Source organism: Geodermatophilus sp. CPCC 205761 (assembly GCF_051383655.1).
Classification (GTDB): domain Bacteria; phylum Actinomycetota; class Actinomycetes; order Mycobacteriales; family Geodermatophilaceae; genus Geodermatophilus.
In genome coordinates this window covers 66,003-81,881 of record NZ_JALPKQ010000009.1, presented here as the reverse complement: position 1 = coordinate 81,881, position 15,879 = coordinate 66,003, and the positions used below count along the sequence as shown (strand labels likewise).

Annotated in this window: 14 protein-coding genes; 6 read left to right on the top strand and 8 right to left on the bottom strand. The window is 72.1% G+C overall.

Annotated features, from left to right (window positions below):
• Positions 1–64 precede the first annotated feature (64 nt).
• Positions 65–2,344, top strand: a complete 2,280-nt coding sequence (locus tag MY526_RS07630; RefSeq protein ID WP_436690787.1) for a cytochrome P450/oxidoreductase — start codon at positions 65–67, stop codon at positions 2,342–2,344.
• A gap of 10 nt (positions 2,345–2,354) precedes the next feature.
• On the opposite strand, the gene MY526_RS07625 is transcribed toward MY526_RS07630, so the two are convergent.
• Entirely contained in the window at positions 2,355–3,335 is a 981-nt protein-coding gene (locus MY526_RS07625) for a LacI family DNA-binding transcriptional regulator (protein WP_436690910.1), read from the bottom strand.
• Positions 3,336–3,523: 188 nt separating this feature from the next.
• On the opposite strand from MY526_RS07625, the gene MY526_RS07620 reads away from it, so the two are divergent.
• Together MY526_RS07620 and MY526_RS07615 are read left to right on the top strand one after the other, a co-directional pair.
• On the top strand, positions 3,524–4,756 hold the full coding sequence (locus MY526_RS07620; RefSeq protein ID WP_436690785.1) for a Gfo/Idh/MocA family protein: 1,233 nt from the start codon (positions 3,524–3,526) through the stop codon (positions 4,754–4,756).
• 26 nt (positions 4,757–4,782) lie between these two features.
• On the top strand, positions 4,783–5,781 hold the full coding sequence (locus MY526_RS07615; RefSeq protein WP_436690783.1) for a sugar phosphate isomerase/epimerase family protein: 999 nt from the start codon (positions 4,783–4,785) through the stop codon (positions 5,779–5,781).
• Positions 5,782–5,856: 75 nt separating this feature from the next.
• On the opposite strand, the gene MY526_RS07610 is transcribed toward MY526_RS07615, so the two are convergent.
• From MY526_RS07610 to MY526_RS07585, 6 genes are all read right to left on the bottom strand, one after another.
• Complete coding sequence (locus MY526_RS07610; RefSeq protein WP_436690781.1) at positions 5,857–6,672, bottom strand: ATP-binding cassette domain-containing protein; 816 nt, start codon at positions 6,670–6,672, stop codon at positions 5,857–5,859.
• Positions 6,673–6,676: 4 nt separating this feature from the next.
• Entirely contained in the window at positions 6,677–7,738 is a 1,062-nt protein-coding gene (locus MY526_RS07605) for an ABC transporter permease (protein ID WP_436690779.1), read from the bottom strand.
• 68 nt (positions 7,739–7,806) lie between these two features.
• The gene (locus tag MY526_RS07600) at positions 7,807–8,781 is read right to left on the bottom strand and encodes a substrate-binding domain-containing protein (protein WP_436690777.1); all 975 of its coding nucleotides are present in this window, start codon (positions 8,779–8,781) and stop codon (positions 7,807–7,809) included.
• 196 nt (positions 8,782–8,977) lie between these two features.
• Positions 8,978–10,042, bottom strand: a complete 1,065-nt coding sequence (locus MY526_RS07595; RefSeq protein WP_436690775.1) for a Gfo/Idh/MocA family oxidoreductase — start codon at positions 10,040–10,042, stop codon at positions 8,978–8,980.
• A gap of 214 nt (positions 10,043–10,256) precedes the next feature.
• On the bottom strand, positions 10,257–10,988 hold the full coding sequence (locus MY526_RS07590; protein WP_436690773.1) for an HAD-IA family hydrolase: 732 nt from the start codon (positions 10,986–10,988) through the stop codon (positions 10,257–10,259).
• Between the two features lie 29 nt (positions 10,989–11,017).
• Positions 11,018–12,277, bottom strand: a complete 1,260-nt coding sequence (locus tag MY526_RS07585; protein ID WP_436690771.1) for an aminotransferase family protein — start codon at positions 12,275–12,277, stop codon at positions 11,018–11,020.
• A 56-nt stretch (positions 12,278–12,333) separates the two neighbouring features.
• Between MY526_RS07585 and MY526_RS07580 the strand changes: the two genes are divergently transcribed.
• A complete protein-coding gene (locus MY526_RS07580) occupies positions 12,334–13,023 on the top strand; it encodes a GntR family transcriptional regulator (RefSeq protein WP_436690769.1) in 690 nt (229 codons plus the stop codon).
• Positions 13,024–13,081: 58 nt separating this feature from the next.
• Positions 13,082–13,480, top strand: a complete 399-nt coding sequence (locus tag MY526_RS07575; RefSeq protein WP_436690767.1) for a DUF6221 family protein — start codon at positions 13,082–13,084, stop codon at positions 13,478–13,480.
• A 78-nt stretch (positions 13,481–13,558) separates the two neighbouring features.
• Here MY526_RS07575 and MY526_RS07570 read toward each other — a convergent pair whose 3' ends face one another.
• A complete protein-coding gene (locus tag MY526_RS07570; RefSeq protein WP_436690765.1) occupies positions 13,559–14,332 on the bottom strand; it encodes a DUF4386 domain-containing protein in 774 nt (257 codons plus the stop codon).
• A 190-nt stretch (positions 14,333–14,522) separates the two neighbouring features.
• On the opposite strand from MY526_RS07570, the gene MY526_RS07565 reads away from it, so the two are divergent.
• Complete coding sequence (locus MY526_RS07565; protein ID WP_436690763.1) at positions 14,523–15,845, top strand: MFS transporter; 1,323 nt, start codon at positions 14,523–14,525, stop codon at positions 15,843–15,845.
• The last annotated feature ends 34 nt before the right edge of the window (positions 15,846–15,879 follow it).

Sequence of the window (15,879 nt, the reverse complement as noted above, 5' to 3'; positions counted from 1 at the left end):
CGCCGCTCCCCCGTTCCCGATCCACCGCCACCGACCGGCGGAACCGACGAAGCCGAGGCCGCTCATGACGCTCACCCGCGAGTCCCTTCCGCCGTCCGCGACCACCCCGGGCACCCCTGCGGTGTACTACGACCCGCTGTCGTACCCGGTGTACGAGCACCCCTACGACCTCTACCGGCAGCTCCGGGACCACGCGCCGGTGTACTACAACGAGCGCCGGGACCTGTACGTCGTCTCCCGCTACGAGGACGTCTCCGCCTGCCTCAAGGACCACGAGCACCTCGTCAACGCCCTGGGCAACGACATCGACGGCACCCACGACTCCTACGGCACCGGGATGCTGGTCTGTTACGACCAGCCGCGGCACACCGTCCTGCGGGAGGCGATTCGGCGCTCGTTCGGTGCCCGGGAGATCCTGGCCATGCAGGAGGGCATCCGCGAGGAGTCCCGCCGACTGCTCGGCCTGATGCGCGAGCAGGGCCGCGGCGACTTCGTCCACGACGTCGCCCTGCCCCTGGTCTTCAACGTGGCGCTCCGGCTGGCCGGGGCCCCGCTGTCGGACACCCAGTACTTCATCGAGCACCTGTGGCGGGCCATGGCGCGCACCGTCGGCAAGTTCGGCATCCCCGACGACGCCGCGGCCGCCAACCGGGAGTCCGAGGAACACCTCGCCCAGATCGTCGAGCGCCGTCGCGCGGAGCTCGCGGCCGGCATCGATGCATCGGCTCCCGACGCGATCACGCAGATCCTCCAGAGCGTCGACAAGGGCAAGGTCGCCACGGCCGAGGTGGTCGGTCTCGCGCACCTGGTCCTCTCGGCCGCCACCGACGCGCCGGCCGCGCTGCTGTCGAACTGCATCGCCGTGCTGGACCGGTACCCGGTCCTGCAGCGGCACCTGGCCGAGCACCCCGGGAAGATCAGGAACTTCGTCGAGGAGGTGCTGCGCTACGACAGCCCCGCGCAGAACCTGTCCCGGCAGACGACGACCGAGGTCACCGTCGCCGGCGTGACCATCCCGGCCGACTCGCGCGTCATGGTGCTCATGGCGTCGGCCAACCGCGACGAGCGGGTCTTCGACGCCCCCGACACCTTCGACGTCGACCGGGTCTTCACCGCGGAGAACAAGATCCTCACGTTCGGCGAGGGCATCCACTCCTGCATGGGTGCACCGCTGGCCCGGCTCACGGCCCAGGTCATGCTCGAGACGCTCCTCGACGGCGGCGAGTTCCGGGTCGTGGGCATGCCCGAGCGGTGGGTCAAGCAGATGGTCCGCGGCTTCGCCCGGCTGCCGATCGAGTACGTGTCCTCGTCGCCGGTGCCGGAGCGGACGCGGGCGTGGGCCGCCCAGCCCCACCTGGAGGCCGTGCAGCACCGGAGCACCACGCTGACCCTCGCCGCCCGCGAGTTCGAGACCGATGTCCGGGTCGACGCCAAGGAGATCGTCGCCGACGGCGTGGTCGCCCTGACCCTGCGCGAGGTCGACGGCAACCCGCTGCCACGGTGGGAACCGGGCTCGCACGTCGACCTCGTGATCCCGGGCGTGCACACCCGGCAGTACTCGCTGTGCGGCGATCCCGGGGACCGCCACGCCTGGCGCCTCGGCATCCTGCGCGACCCCGTGGGGAGCGGCGCGTCCCTCCACGTGCACGACCGGCTCGAGGCCGGCGACGTCGTCCGTGTCCGGGGACCGCGCAACAACTTCCCGCTGGTCGACTCACCGCGCTACCTGTTCATCGCCGGGGGCATCGGCATCACGCCGATCCTGCCGATGATCGCAGCCGCCGAAGCGGCCGGCGCCGAGTGGGAGCTGGTCTACGGCGGTCGGCAACGTGCCTCGATGGCCTTCGTGGACGAGCTCGCCGCGTACGGCACCCGGGTCTCCGTCCGCCCCCAGGACGAGACGGGACTGCTGGATCTGGACGGCCTCCTCGGTCGTCCGCGACCCGACACGAAGGTCTACTGCTGCGGACCCGAGCCCCTCCTGGCCGCGGTCGAACAGCGGTGCACGGGCTGGCCGAAGGGGTCCCTCCACGTCGAACGCTTCACCGCCCGGCCGCTCGGCGAGCCAGTGCTCCACGAGTCCTTCGAGGTCCATCTTGCGCAGAGCGGGCTCACGCTGACCGTCCCGCCGGACCGGTCCGTCCTGTCCGTCGTCGAGGACGCCGGCGTCGGGGTCCTCTCCTCCTGCGCCGAAGGGACCTGCGGCACCTGCGAGACGCCCGTGCTGGACGGCGTCCCCGACCACCGCGACTCCGTGCTCGACGAGGAGGCCCGGGAGGCCAACGACTGCATGATGATCTGCGTCTCGCGGGCCTGCACCGCCCGCCTGGTGCTCGATCTCTGAGAAGGGCCCCTCAGGACCCGGGCGCCGTCCCGGTCGAGGCGCGGACGACGAGGTGCGGAGGAAGCACGATCTCCCGTGGCTCGTCGCGCCCGTTGCGGCGCTCCATGATCGCCGCGACCGCGTGCCGAGCCTGCTGCCCTGCGTCCTGGCTGACGGTGGTCAGCTCGATGTGGGCCCAGCGGGACTGCGGGCTGTCGTCGAAGCCGACGACCGACACCTCGTCCGGCACGCCGATGCCCGCACGGGTCAGCACGTCCATGAGGCCGATAGCACTCCGATCGTTGAAGGTCACGAAGGCGGTGGGCAGCGCGTGCTCGCGCAGCAGCGAGGAGGCTGCGGCCATCCCGGCCGCCTCGGTGTGGTCCCCGGGCAGGACTCTCGCGTGCGCCGCCAGTCCCAGCCGACCCATGGCCGTGCGATAGCCACGTCGCCGGTCGGTCGCGATGGTCCCGCGCCCGCCGTCGACGTAGGCGATGTCCCGGTGACCCAGGTCTGCCAGGTGGGCCACCGCCTGGGCGACTCCGTCGGCGTCCGCCGTCCGCACGACGTCGGCCACCGCCGACGGGATGCGCCGGCCGACGACGACGACGGGCATCGCGGACCCCAGCTGCGCCAACCGGTGCGGCGGAGACTCGGGGCCCAGGAGGACGACCGCCTCGCACCGGAAGTCCACCAGCGTCTCGATGGCGCGGGCCTCGTCCCGGGCCGGGGTCACCGTGCTCAGGACCAGGTCGAAGCCCGCCTCCTGAGCTGCCGCGTCGAGCTCGTCGACCAGTTCGGCGTGGAAGGAGCTGTGCACGTCGACGAGCACGCCGAGCAGCCCGCTCCGACGGCGGGCCAGCGAGCTGGCTCCGCGGTCGGGCCGGTACCCCAGGCGGCTCGCCGCGTCGAGGACCCGCTCGCGCGTGGCCTCGCTGGGGCCGGGCGCCCCGCGCAGCACGAGGGACGCCGTCGCCGCCGAGACACCGGCCTCGTCGGCGACGTCCTGCAGCCGCGGCCGCCGCGTCGACTCCTGCTCGGCCAGGACCCACCCCGCTCTCTTGACACCACCACGCCCGGCTGGTGCGATCGGCGTTCCGATTAAAGCGCTTTAAGCACCTCGAGGCCACCGCCGTCGCTCCGGCGAGCGTGCCGGTCCGGCGAGGCCGCCGTGCCCCGTCCACGCGAGAGGGGACCGCGATGTCGCAGCAGCCACTGTCCGTGGCCGTGATCGGCGCCGGGATGGCCGGGCGCAGCCACGCCGCCGGCTACCGCCAGGTGAACACCGTCTTCGGCGAGGGCCTGCCGCCCGTGCGGCTGGCCGCGATCGCCGACGCCAACGAGCCGCTGGCCCGGGACGGAGCCCGCCGGTACGGGTTCGAGAAGGCGGTGTCCAGCTGGCAGGAGGTCGTCGCGGACCCCTCGATCGACGCGGTCAGCATCGTCGTCGGCAACGCGCTGCACCGGCCGATCGCCGAGGCGGCCGTCGCCGCCGGAAAGCACGTGCTGTGCGAGAAGCCGCTGGCCGGCTCGATGGCGGACGGGCAGGCCATGGCCGCCCTCGAGGCCGGGGCCGACGTCGTCACCGCGGTCGGCTACACCTACCGCCGGTCGCCGGCGATCGCGGCGATCCGCGACCACGTGCGCAACGGGGAGCTCGGGGAGCTGTCGCTCTTCTCCGGCCGGTACTGGTGCGACTACGCCTGCGACCCCCGGAGTCCGCTGACCTGGCGCTTCCGCGGAGAGCCCGGGTCGGGCGCGCTGGGCGACATCGGCGCGCACGTGATCGACGCCGCGGAGCAGCTCTGCGGTCCGATCGTCGCGGTGTCCGGCGGCGCGCTGTCGACGCTGATCACCAAGCGCCCGCTGCCCCTCGGCGCCGTCGTCGGGCACGGCACCGCGCCGGTCGGCGACGAGGTCGGGGAGGTCGAGAACGAGGACACCGCCGTGTTCACGGCGCGGTTCGAGTCCGGCCTGTGCGGGTCGTTCTCCGTGTCCCGCACCGCGTTCGGCATGCCGAACGGCCTGGGGTTCGACGTCCACGGCCTGGACGGCCGCGTCGCGTTCGACGTCCACCGGCCCGCTGAGTACCTGTTCGACGACACGCAGCCCGACGCCCGCACCCGGGGTGTCCGCCAGGTGATCGTGGGGCCGCAGATGCCGTACTTCTCCGGCGGCTACCCGATGGAGGCCCCCGGTGTCGGCATCGGGAACCAGGAGACCTTCACGTACCAGTGCCGGGCGTTCCTCGACCAGATCGCCGGGACGCCCGACCCGCTGCCCGCCAACGCCTCGTTCGCCGACGCACTGCACACGATGCAGGTCATCCAGGCGGTCGTCCGGTCGTCCCGGTCCGACGGCGCCTCCGTCCAGGTGACGTCGGTGCGCCCGGACCCGCCCGCCGACCCCGCCGTCCCCGCGCCGCCCGCCTGACCACCACGACCGGAAGGCCGACCACCATGGCTCTCACGCTCGGCGCCTACACCGCCTGCCTGCACGACCGCCCTCTCGAGCAGGCCCTCGACGTGCTGCAGGCCGACGGCCTGACCTCCGTCGAGGTCAACACCGGGGGCTTCATCCCCTCCCCGCACTGCCACGTCGACCTGCTGCTCGCCTCCGAGCGGGCCCGCCGGGACTACCTGCAGACGTTCGCCGCCCGTGGCATGGAGCTGACCGGGCTGAACTGCAACGGCAACCCGCTCAACCCGCTGCCGGGCGTCGGCCCGAAGCACGCCGAGGACCTGCGCCGCACCATCGAGCTCGCCGGCCTGCTCGGGGTGAAGAACATCGTGACCATGTCCGGCACGCCCGGCTCGGACCCCGACGCCAGGTACCCCTCGTGGGTGGTCAACCCGTGGGACGGCGTCTACCTGGACGTCCTCGACTACCAGTGGGACGTCGCCGCCGGGTTCTGGACGGAGATCGACGCCCTCGCCCGCGCCCACGACGTCCGGGTCGCCATCGAGATGCACCCGCACAACCTGGTCTTCTCCCCGGTGACCCTCCGGAGGCTGGTCGAGCTGACCGGCGCCACGAACGTCGGCGCGGAGATGGACCCCTCGCACCTGATGTGGCAGGGCATGGACGTCGTCGCCTGCATCCGGGACCTCGGCCCGCTGGTGTTCCACGCCGCCGCCAAGGACGCGATGATCACGCCCGGGGTCGACGTCCGCGGCGTGCTCGACACATCCTTCACGCGCGTGCCGGCCGACGCCGCCGGCAAGGTCCCCACCGGCTACGGGTACTGGTGCACCGCCTGGCCGGAGAACCCCGCATGGCGCTTCGTGGCCGTCGGGCTCGGCCACGACGTGGACTGGTGGACCGGGTTCCTCCGCGCCCTCGCCGAGGTCGACCCGGACATGGCGGTCAACATCGAGCACGAGGACGCCGCCTTCGACCGCCTGGAGGGCCTCGCCCTCGCCGCGGAGAACCTGCGGGCCGCCGCCGCGAAGCTGTAGGCGCGAAGACCGGCGCACGACGACGGCGCCCGCCCTCCCGCATTCGGGAGGACGGGCGCCGTCGTCGTGCGGCCGTTACCGCTTGAGCTCGTGGGAGAGCTCGGCGAGCTCCTGACCGCCGGCCATCTCGGTGGTGAGCTCCTCCAGCGTGACCTCCGAGCGCTTCTTGTCCAGCACCCGGCGGCCGAGCTTGAGGATGATGAAGTGGTCGCCCACCAGATAGGCGTGGTGCGGGTTGTGGGTGATGAAGACGACGCCGAGACCGGCGTCCCGCGCGGCGGCGGTGTACTTCAGCACCACACCGGACTGCTTGACGCCCAGCGCCGCCGTCGGCTCGTCGAGGATGAGCACCCGCGCACCGAAGTACACGGCCCGGGCGATGGCGACGCACTGCCGCTGGCCACCCGAGAGCGTCCCGATGGGCTGGTTGATGTCCTTGACGACGATGCCCATCTTCTGCAGCTCGGCGTCGGCGACCTCCCGCATGGTCTTGATGTCCAGCGGCGCCATCGGGTACTTGCCCTTGCGGATCTCCGACCCGAGGAAGAAGTTCCGCCACACCTCCATGAGGCCCACGACCGCGAGGTCCTGGTAGACCGTGGCGATCCCGACGTCGAGGGACTCGCGCGGCGAGCCGAAGCGACGCTCCTGGCCGTCGACCTTGAGAACGCCCTCGCTGTGCGGGTGCAGCCCCGAGATGATCTTGATGAGGGTGGACTTCCCGGCGCCGTTGTCCCCCAGCACGCAGGCCACCTCGCCGGCGTTGACCTTCAGGTTGATGCCCTCCAGCGCCCGGATGGCGCCGTAGCTCTTGCCGATGTCCTCCATCTCGACCAGGGGCTCGCCCCTCTGCAGGTCGGGCGCGGCGTGTTCGGCGATCGTGTCCGTCACGTCGTCATCTCCTCTGGGCGGCGTAGTTCTTGATGTAGAGGTTGACCATCACGGCGAGCAGCAGCATCACGCCGAGGAAGGCCCGGAACCAGTTCGGGTCCCAGCCGGCGTAGACGATGCCCTGGGTGGTCATCCCGAAGATGAAGGCGCCGAGCGCCGAGCCGACGGCCGACCCGTAGCCGCCGGTGAGCAGCGCTCCGCCCACGACCGCGGCGATGATGTAGATGAACTCGTTGCCGACGCCGAGCCCGGCCTGCACCGTGCTGAAGTTGAAGAGCAGGTGCATGCCCAGGAACCAGGCCAGGAACGACACGCCCATGAACAGGCCGATCTTGGTCGCGCGGACGGGCACGCCGACCGCGCGGGCGCTGGCCTGGTTGCCGCCGACCGCGGTGATCCAGTTCCCGGTGCGGGTGCGCAGGAGCAGCCAGGTGCCGACGGCCACGAAGACGATCCACCAGAGCACGGTGACCTTGACGGTCATGAACCCGAGCGGGACGTCGGAGGCGAAGACGGCCTTCGCGGCGTCGAACCCGTCCAGCGCGCTGGTGTTGGGCGTGGCGACCGTCCCGGTGACCAGCTTGGTCACGCCGAGGTTGATGCCCTGGAGGATGAAGAACGTACTCAGCGTGATGAGGAAGCTCGGGATCCCCGTTCTCATCACCAGGTAGCCGTTGACGAACCCGATCGCCAGCGCGATCAGCAGGCTGACGATGACGCCGACCCACATGTTCAGGCTGAGCTGGTAGCAGATCATCGCCGACGCGAGCGCCGTCGTGGTCACCGCGACACCGGCGGACAGGTCGAACTCGCCACCGATCATCAGCAGTGCCACGCCGACCGCGACGATGCCGATCGTGGAGGAGGCGTACAGGACCGTCGCCAGCGCCGGGAGCGTCCGGAACGGCGGGGCAACGGCCCAGAAGAAGGCGAAGATCACGATCGCCGCGGCCAGCGCGCCGATCTCGGGCCGGGAGAGGACTCGGGAGATCAGGGAGCGTTCGGCACGCCCCGGCGGGGCGCCCGAGGGGGCGGTGGACGGCTTCGCCGCCACGGATGAGCTCATGGCTTGCTCCAGACTCGGCGGGGTGGGTGGCGGGGGGAGCCGGGACGCCCCGGCTCCCCCGAGCGGGCTTACCGGGTGTTGTTGTTCGCGTACTCCACGATCGGGCCGATGTTGGACGAGTCGACGACCGACGGACCGGTGAGCACGGGGCCGCCACCGCCGATGTCGTTGCCGTTGGTGAGGTTCAGGTACAGCGAGGTCACCGCCATGTAGCCCTGCACGTAGGGCTGCTGGTCGACCGAGAAGAGGATGCCGCCGCTCTCGATCTGCTCGGCGACGTCGGCGTTCAGGTCGAAGGTGATGATGTTGGTCTGGCTGCCGGAGTCGGTCTTGGACTGCTGCGCGGCCAGCGCGATGTCGGCGCCGAGGGCGACGACGTTGGTGATCGACGCGTCCTGCTGCAGCTTGGCCCCGATCGTCTGCTGCACCGCCGGGAGGTCGCGGCCGTTGACGTAGAGGATCTCGGTGTCGGGGTTGGTCTTGGTCACGCCGGCACAGCGGGCCTCGAGCTGGACCTGCCCCTGCTCCTGGATGACGCACACCGTGTGGCCCGGGCTCTCCTGGCTGATCTTCGTCCCCACGGTCTGGCCGGCGAGGTCCTCGTCCGAACCGAAGTACATCCCGATGCCGTAGTTCCGGTAGTCGTTGATGCCGGCGTTGAACGCGACCGTCGGGATCCCCGCGTCGACCGCCTTCTGCACGGTCGGCCCGATCGCGTCGGGGGTCGGCAGGGTCGTCGCGAGACCGTCCACCCCGCTGTCGATGGCGTTCTGGACGAGCGTCGACTGCTCGCCGGCGTCCTGGTTGTTGGAGTAGTTCAGCGTGATGCCGAGGTTCCCGGCAGCCGCCTCGGCCCCGGCCCGGATCTTGTCCCAGAACGTGTCGCCGGGTGCCTCGTGGGTGACCATCGCGATGGTGAGATCCTCACCGCCGCTGGGGGCATCGGAGTTCTGCGCGCCCCCCTCGCTGCTGCACGCGGCCAGAGCCGTGGCGGCGGCGGTCACGGCCACCGCCACCTTCAGCGACCTGCGGCTGGTCCTCATTCGCGTCTCCTGTCGGGTTGGCCACCGGGCTGGTGGCCGCTGGCGTGCTCGGTCCGGGACTCGGGTGGAGCGTCGGCCGGGAGGACCGGGGCCCTGCGGCTTGGTATGTCCGGACATAGTGACATGGGCCAATGTGACACGGCTCACCAAGAGCGTCAAGGGTCCTCCTCGGCGACCGGGCTGCCCAGCGGCTGCGCTACGACGCGCCGGGCAGCGGGCGTCCGGCGCTCCCCCGGGCCGGCTCCTCCGCGGGGGAACCGGCCACGCGCACCGGCCGCCCGGTGCGCAGCGACTCCTGGGCGGCGTCGGCGACGCGGGAGGCGGCGACCGCCTCCTCGGGCGTGCACGGGTTGTCGCGCTCGCCCCGGACGAGCTGCACGAAGGCCTCCGCCTCCGCGCGGTAGGCCGCGGCGAAGCGCTCGGCGAACGTGGCGTGCGGCCGCCCGGCCGGAAAGGTCACGCCGGGCTCGGCCGAGCGCAGCGCGGCGTGCTCGTCCAGCCCCACGACAAGAGTGGCCCGCGAGCCCTGGAGTTCCAGCCGCACGTCGTGTCCGGCGCCGTTGTAGCGGGACGCGGTGACGGTGGCGACGGTCCCGTCGTCGAGCGTGCAGACGGCCACGGCGGTGTCGACGTCCCCCACCTCGCCGATGGCCGGGTCGCCCGTGTTGCTGCCCCGCGCGTAGACCTCCGCGATCCGCCGGCCGGTGATCCAGGCGATCACGTCGAAGTCGTGCACACTGACGTCCCGGAACAGCCCTCCGGACGTCGCCAGGAAGGCCACCGGGGGCGGCGCCGCGTCACAGGTGACCGCACGGATGCTGTGCAGCCAGCCGAGCTCGCCGGCCAGGTGCGCACGCCGGGCCTCGAGGTAGCCGGGGTCGAACCGGCGCTGGTGGCCCATCTGCACCACCCCGCCGGCCGCACGGACGCGGTCCAGCACGGGGAGCGACGTGGCGACGTCCGGCGCCACCGGCTTCTCGCACAGCACGGGGATGCCCGCGTCCACCCCGGCCGCGATCAACGGCGGGTGCGCGGGCGTGGCCGCGGCCACGACGAGCCCGTCGATGCCCGAGGCGATCAGGTCGTCCACGCTCGCGGCGTGGGCGACGCCGAGCTGTTCGGCCACCCGGTGCGCCCGCGCGGAGTCGGCGTCGACCAGCGTCAGCCGCTCGACCTCCGGCAGCGCCGCCAGGGTGTGGGCGTGCATCAGCCCGATGCGCCCCACTCCGACGAGGCCGAGGTGGACGCCTGTGGTCGTCATCGGACGACCCGCGCGACCGGTCCCCAGCGCGCGCCTGCCGGGACTCGCAGCTGTCCTTCGTGGGCCATCCGGCGCTCTCCTGCCGGGCTCGGGCGCCGTGATCGACGCGACCCGACCACGATGACCCCCGACATGCCGGTTCCACCACCCCGGCGGTCGGCCCCACCACGCCGACGTCGAGGCGCTCGGCGACGGTGGACGCCGGGGAGCCGGTTCAGCCGCGGGCGGCGAAGGCCTTCTCGACCGCCGCGGCGAAGTCGCCCATCGAGCGGTACTCGGCGTCGTAGCTCCACTCCTCCGACGGCTGGGGGGTCGCGCCCCAGCCCGGGCGGTCGTGCCGGCGGTTGATCCACACCGACGACAGCCCGGCCTTGCGGGCCGGCACGTGGTCGTGGAAGAGGCTCTGGGCGACGTGCAGCAGGTCGTCCCGGGCGACGCCGAGCCGCTCGAGGGTGGCGTCGAGGGCGGTGAAGTGGTTCATGGCCGGCTTGTACGCACCGACGTCCTCGGCGGTGATGATCGCGGCGAAGTCCCCCCGGAGCCGCTCGTTGCTGCCGGCGAACCCGGCCCGGTGCACGTTGGACAGGATGATCAGCCGGTAGTGCCCGGCGAGGTCGGCGAGCGCCCGGGCGGAGTCGTCAAAGGCCGGCCACTCCGGGACGGAGTCCCCGAGGCGGCGGGCCCACTCGTCGGGAACGGGCCGGCCCAGCTGCTCGCCGGTGCGGCGGAACGCCTCGGCCAGGACGACCGGGTACGGGCTGGTGGGCTGCTCCCGCTCCACGGCGGCCTCGTTGTCGGCGTAGGCGAGCAGCAGCTGCTCGTCGTCGACGACGAGTCCGGACTCGACCGCCCAGGGGCGCAGGACGGCGGCGATCCCGGCCTCCCAGTCGATGAGGGTGCCGTAGCAGTCGAAGCTCAGTGCCCGGAACTCGGTCAGGTCCTTCATCTCGGCTCCTCGATGCGCACGGCGGGTGGTCAGAGCTGGTAGGCGTTCAGCGCGTCGGTGATGGTCGAGGCGATGAGCGCGACCTCGGCCTCGGTGCACACGAACGGCGGGCAGATCTGCAGCGTGTTGTCGTGGACGGTGCGGAGCAGCACGCCCGCGTCGGTGCAGGCCTCGGCGACGGTGTCGCCGACCACTCCGTCGCGCAGGCGCACCCCGGCGAGGAACCCGGCGCCGGCGCGGACCTCGTCGACCAGCGGGTGGTCCGCCAGCGGCTCGAGCACCTTCCCCAGGACCGTCTCCAGGGAGGCTGCGGCAGCGACGAGGTCCTCCTTCTCGAGGACGTCGAGGTTGGCCTGGGCGACCACGCAGGCGGTGGCGTGCCCGGAGTAGGTCAGCCCGTGCCGGAACACCGGCGCGTCGTCGCCGGAGAAGAAGCGGTCGGCGATCCTGGGGGCGACCAGCACACCACCCAGCGGCGCGTAGCCGGAGGTGATGCCCTTCGCCATCGTCACCATGTCGGGCTCGATGCCCCACCGCCGGCTGCCGAACATGTGGCCGGTCCGTCCGAAGCCGGTGATCACCTCGTCGGCGACGAGCAGGATGTCCAGCTCCCGCGCCAGCGCCTGCAGGCCCGGCAGGTAGCCGTCGGCCGGGGCGATGACGCCTCCGGTGCCGATGACGGGCTCGGCGACGACCGCCGCGATCCGGTCCGCGCCGATGGCCTCGACCTGCGCGCGCACCTGCGCGATGTCGTTGGTGGCGATCCGTGCGGTCTCGGGCACCAGGGACTCCGAGCCGTACCCCTCACGGTTGTAGGCCAGGCCGGCGATCGACGTCCCGAAGGCGTGCAGCCCGTGGTAGGCGCCGGTCCGCGACAGGATCACGACCTTCTCGGGACGGCCCTCCAGCTGCCAGTGGCGACGGGCGAGCTTGCACGCGAGCTCGACCGAGTCCGAGCCCCCGCTGGTCAGCATCACCTTGGCGCCGGGCACCGGTCCGATGGCGGACAGCCGGTCGGCGAGGTCGAGCGCCGGCTCGTTCGCGAACCGTCCGAACAGGTGGTAGGTCTCCAGCATGGTCATCTGCTCGTAGGCGGCCCGGGCGATCTCCTCGCGGCCGTGGCCCACGTTGGCGTGCCAGAGGCCGGCGGTCGCGTCGAGCAGCCGGCGGCCGTCCACCGTGGTCAGCCAGGCGCCGTCGCCCCGGGAGATGGTCAGCCGCTTGGCCCGGGAGGTCGGCATGTGCGCCTGGGGGTGCCACAGGGCGTGTCCACGGTCGGTGTCGGCCATGGTCGCAGACTGTAGAGCACTTGAACTGTAGCTCGCAACGTCGCTACGCTCGCCGCATGTCAGACCTGCAGGGACTGGTCCTGCGCCGCACCACGACCGCGCAGCAGGTCGCCGACGCCCTCTCGACCCGGATCCTCGCCGGCGGGTTCCCCCCGGGCAGCCGGCTGCGGGAGAGCGCCATCGCCGGCGAGCTCGGCATCGCCCGCAACACGGTCCGCGAGGCGGTGCGGATCCTGGAGCTCGGCGGCCTGGTCCGCCACGAGGTCAACCGCGGGGCCGTGGTCATCTCCCCCACGCCGGAGAAGGTCGACGCGCTCTACACCGCACGCCACCGGCTGGAGGCGGCCGCGGTCTCGCACCGCCCGACCGAGCACGACCTGGCCCGGCTGCAGGACGCGTTCGACCGGCTCGTCGACGTCGCCCGCACGCACGACGCGCGCGAGATCGTCCCCGTCGACCTCGACTTCCACGCCGCGATCGTCGCCATGCTGGGGAGCGTGCGGATCGACGAGTTCTTCGCCGACCTGACCAACGAGCTGCGGTACTACCTCATGGTGCTCTCCGTCGCGGACCGCGAGTACGAGAAGCCCGAGGAGGTCGTCGCGGAGCACCGCCGCATCCTCGACGCCGTCGTCTCCGGCGACCCGGCCGCCGCCGTCGAGGCCGTCACCGCCCACATCCAGGTCAACGCGGCCCGGGTCCAGGAGATCCTCGTGACCCACCACCGGGCCGCGGGGACCGGTTGACCGAGCCCCCGGAGTGCGGCGGTCGGCGTCCGGGAGCGCGAGGGTCGAGCATGGACCAGTGGCTGTGAACCTCGCCGACTTCCTCCTCGCCCGCATCGACGACGACCAGCGCCAGGCCGAGCAGGCCACGCCCGGCCCCTGGCACACCGTGCGGATCGACGGCACGACCGGCGGCTGGGACGTCGAGGCCCGCGGCCGGGACGGGACCCGCGCCGGGGTCGCCGTCGACCACGCCGAGCCACGCCAGGGCGCCTGCCGTGCGGCCGATTCGGGCCACATCGTCCGCTGGAACCCGGCCCGCGTCCTCGCCGAGTGCGACGCCAAGCGGCACATCATCGAACTGCAGCGCAGCGACCTCCGGGACGACCCCCAGGACTGGGAGGCGGACGAGGTGCTCCGCCTCCTCGCCCTCCCGTACGCCGACCACCCGGACTACCGCGCGGAGTGGCGCCCCTGACCGACCCCGCCGCTCAGCGGTGCCCGGCACCGTCGCCCCGCGATGTCGGGGCGGCGGTGCCGGGTGGGACGTCGGGCCTCACGCAGGGATCGGTTGCGTCTCCCGCTCGATCGAGGAACTCGTGCCGGCGGTGATGGGCGCGGGCTTGAAGCCCTTGACGACCAGGTAGAGGCCGAGTGACAGCTCCCAGACGAAGATCGGGGCGGCCGCGATCACGTGCACGCCGGAGCTCAGGTCGTGGGTCCCGAAGACCACTCCGGACACGGACGCCAGCAGGAGGGGGCCGGCGACGAGTCCGATGGTCGGGATGGCCCGTGGCACCAGGCCGGACCGGTAGAGCAGGGTGCCCAGCAGCAGGGCGTTCACGGCCCCCATGACGTTGGGCCCGACGACGAACGTCCACTCGTAGACCGCGACCAGCGACGAGCCCACAGCGACCAGCGACGCTTCGTCCGCTCCAGCCGATCCGCCCAGGTCCTGCCGCAGGGTCACGACCGCGAGGAGGCTGACGACGCCGACGGAGATGATGGCGGCCTCCAGGAGACGGGAGGCGACGAAGCCGAGCGCCAGGGTCTCGTTCTGCCGTCTCACCACCGTGAAGAGCACGACCGCGGTGCCGACGCAGGCGAGCGCGTTGACCATGTCGAGGAGGCCACCGACGAGGATGTGCGCGTCGGCGCCCGGGCCGACGACGTACGCCGGGTCGCTCAGGACCGGGTCGAGGAAGAAGAACCGGGCAGGGATCGAGGAGGCGAACGTGAGCAGGTACAGCCCGCCACCGAGGAACGCGGTCCTCCTCAGCGGGTCCATCGGGACCCTGCCCGTCGTCGCGGTTCGTCCGGGAATGGTCATGACGGTCTCCTTGGGCGGGTCGATCAGCGATCGAGGGTCGAGGCACGGCGGGTGGTTCGGGGTGACCCGCGGTTGCCGGGATCAGCAGCGGGCCGCCTCTGTGGTGCGCTCGAAAGCTACGAGCCGAGGTGAGGAGCAGGGATCACATGAACTGGTGATCGCTGAGGTGATCTGACCGGAGGAGAGCGGCATGCCGGACGCGTCGCGTCCCGGGCGTCGCCGCCCGAGGACCGGGCCGGCGGCGTCGGAGGACGACACCGCCGTCCGGGCAGGACCGGGACCTGGGTCCGGCCCGGTCCACCGGGTCGGCTGGGGGTTCATCTCGCTGTACGCGTCGGCGTACACGGGCACCGTGCTCATGCTCCTCGCGCCCGTGCTGGTCACCCTGGCGCTGAAGGTCAACTCGCTGGTGGGGAGCGAGCGGGCGCCGAGCAGCCTGGCCGTCGTCACCGCGACCGGCTCGCTGCTGGCGATGGTGAGCAACCCGTTCTTCGGCAAGCTGAGCGACCGCACGACGTCGCGCCTGGGCATGCGGCGACCCTGGATGCTCACCGGTCTGGCAGGCGGTTGCCTCGGCATCCTGGTCGTCGCGCTCGCCCCGAACATCCCGGTCGTCCTCGTCGGGTGGTGCACCGCGCAGCTGTTCTTCAACGCCCTGCTCGCCGTTCAGGCGGCGGTGCTGCCGGACCAGGTCCCGGCCGCTCAACGGGGCCTGGTCTCCGGGGTCCTCGGGGTGTGCCTGCCCATCGCGTCGGTGAGCGGCACCTTCCTGGTCCAGCTGTTCAGCGGGAACCAGCTCGCCATGTTCCTGGCCCCGTGCGCGTTCGGGGCCTTCTTCATCCTGCTCTTCGTGATCACGCTCAGAGACCGCCGGCTCGCCGCGGCGGACAGGCCGGGCTGGTCGCTCCGGGAGCTCGCCGGCACCTTCTACGTCAACCCGCGGAGGAACCCCGACTTCGCCTGGGCGTTCGTCAGCCGCTTCCTATTCGTCACCGCCTACGCCTTCCTGACCACCTACCAGGCGTACTACCTGCTGGAGAGGATCGGCAGCGCCGAGGCGGACGTCCCTCGGCAGATCTTCCTGGGCACGCTCGTCCAGTCGGTGGCCGTCGTCGCGGCGTCTCTCGTCGGTGGCCGGCTCTCGGACCGGACCGGGCGACGCAAGGTCTTCGTCCTCGGCGCGGCGACCGTCTACGGCCTGTCGATGTTCGCGATCGCGATCGCCGGCGACTTCGACGCGTTCCTGGTCGGCCTGGCCATCAGCGGGCTCGGCTTCGGGCTGTACGTGGCCGTGGATCTCGCGCTGGTCGCCGACGTGCTGCCGGGCGAGGACAACGCCAAGGACCTCGGCGTGTTCAACATCGCCAACGCGCTCCCGTACTCGATCGCACCCGCGATCGCGCCCACCGTCCTCGCGGTCGGCGGCGGCGACTACGGGGTGCTGTACGCGGTGGCCGGGGTCAGTGCCATCTGCGCGGCCGCCGCGATCCTGCCCGTGAAGCGGGTCCGATGACTGCTGCCGCCGACCGAACCCGGGAGCCCTCGGG

Bases quoted from the DNA above. Each gene is read 5' to 3' on its own strand.
- MY526_RS07630 (WP_436690787.1), top strand. From the start codon at position 65: ATGACGCTCACCCGCGAGTCCCTTCCGCCGTCCGCGACCACCCCGGGC.
- MY526_RS07620 (WP_436690785.1), top strand. From the start codon at position 3,524: ATGTCGCAGCAGCCACTGTCCGTGGCCGTGATCGGCGCCGGGATGGCC.
- MY526_RS07615 (WP_436690783.1), top strand. From the start codon at position 4,783: ATGGCTCTCACGCTCGGCGCCTACACCGCCTGCCTGCACGACCGCCCT.
- MY526_RS07605 (WP_436690779.1), bottom strand. From the start codon at position 7,738: ATGAGCTCATCCGTGGCGGCGAAGCCGTCCACCGCCCCCTCGGGCGCC.
- MY526_RS07600 (WP_436690777.1), bottom strand. From the start codon at position 8,781: ATGAGGACCAGCCGCAGGTCGCTGAAGGTGGCGGTGGCCGTGACCGCC.
- MY526_RS07595 (WP_436690775.1), bottom strand. From the start codon at position 10,042: ATGACGACCACAGGCGTCCACCTCGGCCTCGTCGGAGTGGGGCGCATC.
- MY526_RS07590 (WP_436690773.1), bottom strand. From the start codon at position 10,988: ATGAAGGACCTGACCGAGTTCCGGGCACTGAGCTTCGACTGCTACGGC.
- MY526_RS07585 (WP_436690771.1), bottom strand. From the start codon at position 12,277: ATGGCCGACACCGACCGTGGACACGCCCTGTGGCACCCCCAGGCGCAC.
- MY526_RS07580 (WP_436690769.1), top strand. From the start codon at position 12,334: ATGTCAGACCTGCAGGGACTGGTCCTGCGCCGCACCACGACCGCGCAG.
- MY526_RS07570 (WP_436690765.1), bottom strand. From the start codon at position 14,332: ATGACCATTCCCGGACGAACCGCGACGACGGGCAGGGTCCCGATGGAC.
- MY526_RS07565 (WP_436690763.1), top strand. From the start codon at position 14,523: ATGCCGGACGCGTCGCGTCCCGGGCGTCGCCGCCCGAGGACCGGGCCG.